The following is a 536-nucleotide window of genomic DNA, read 5'->3' as shown; positions in this document are numbered from 1 at the left end:
CCGCCACCAGCGGCAGGTCCACGTCCCGCGACTCGCGGATCGGCTTGCCGTTGTCCAGCGACTCCAGCACCGCCAGCTCGCGCGAGCGCTCCTGGATGATCCGCGCGATCCGGAACAGGTACTTGGCGCGTTCCACTCCGGGCAGGGCGCTCCACGCGCCGAACGCCTTGCGCGCCGCCCGTACGGCCCGGTCCACGTCGTCGGAGGTCGCGGTGGCCACCTCCGCCAGTGTCTCCTCCGTCGCCGGGTTGACCGTCTTGAACGGGGTGCCGGAGCCCTCGGTGAACTCACCGTCGATGAACAGCCCGTACGACGGTTTGATGTCGGCAATGTCCCGCGACTCCGGCGCGGGCGCGTACTCGAAGATCGCCATCAGGAATCCAGGGTGAAGTAGTCGGGGCCGGCGTAACGGCCGGTGGCCAGCTTCTCGCGCTGCATCAGCAGGTCGTTGAGCAGCGAGGAGGCGCCCAGCCGGAACCAGTCCGGCGTCAGCCAGTCCTCGCCGGCCGTCTCCTGCACCAGCACCAGGTTCTTGA

At 69.2% G+C, this 536-nt stretch carries 1 protein-coding gene and 1 pseudogene; both read right to left on the bottom strand.

Annotated elements, in window-relative coordinates:
- The coding region (locus HT134_RS44325; protein ID WP_175606509.1) for an aldehyde dehydrogenase family protein at positions 1–373 on the bottom strand (373 nt) is incomplete at its 3' end.
- A pseudogene (locus HT134_RS46630) lies at positions 373–536 on the bottom strand (deoxyribose-phosphate aldolase); the annotation flags it as partial. The gene HT134_RS44325 and the pseudogene HT134_RS46630, both read right to left, overlap by 1 nt.

Origin of the sequence: Nonomuraea rhodomycinica (assembly GCF_013363995.1) — a bacterium.
Lineage (GTDB): Bacteria > Actinomycetota > Actinomycetes > Streptosporangiales > Streptosporangiaceae > Nonomuraea > Nonomuraea rhodomycinica.
Note: the sequence above shows the minus strand (reverse complement) of the source record. Positions and strands in the feature narration are given on the sequence as shown.